The following is a 658-nucleotide window of genomic DNA, read 5'->3' as shown; positions in this document are numbered from 1 at the left end:
CTTTGAAGAAAAAACTTTGAAGAAATATAGGAATTTCCTTATATTTTTGGTCAAAAACGCATTGAAGAGATGGTAAAGAACAGTTCTTTGAGTGAAGTAATGAGGCTACTCAGAAGAATTATTACAATCTAAGGTTGAAAATATATTTTGTAGAGCTAGTTACGTTTTGTGTCTATGCAGGCGTAAAGAGGGGGGAGGATATGGCTACACAATACAAATGGAAACGCAATTTTTGGGTACTCTTGTTGAGCAGCTGTTTTGTACAGGCAGCTGCCGCAAATGAGAGGGGGATACCTCTTTTTTGTCAATCTTCGAGTTATGAAAATGATCAAGTATTTCAGGATCAATACAATGAATATATGAAAACGGGAAGATGCATCCTTGGAGTATCGAATGATGGTATTGTAAGAACGCGCAATGAATTAGGCTTTTTAAAAAAGCCTAGCGATTTTACCCTTGTTAAGGGTACTAGAATATTTGCAAGCCAGCAGGAGTTTGACAGCAGTCATCATAACAATGTTGGGTATAATGCACATGAACAAAATACTACGTTTCTTAAAAAACCAGAGCTTATCTTCATTAAAGATGGGGCACTGCTTGAAAATTATGTCCTTGATAATGAAGGTAAAGCATACATTTCCAATGATGGTGAGATTGA

1 pseudogene is annotated in these 658 nt (G+C 36.2%); it reads left to right on the top strand.

Annotated elements, in window-relative coordinates:
- Positions 1-200: 200 nt before the first annotated feature.
- A pseudogene (locus ACFINC_RS11080) lies at positions 201-658 on the top strand (autotransporter outer membrane beta-barrel domain-containing protein); the annotation flags it as partial.

It is taken from the genome of Bartonella sp. AP58NXGY, assembly GCF_042195785.1.
In the GTDB taxonomy this organism is placed as follows: domain Bacteria; phylum Pseudomonadota; class Alphaproteobacteria; order Rhizobiales; family Rhizobiaceae; genus Bartonella.
The sequence above is the reverse complement of the archived record's forward strand: the minus strand, read 5'-3'. Positions and strand labels throughout refer to the sequence as shown.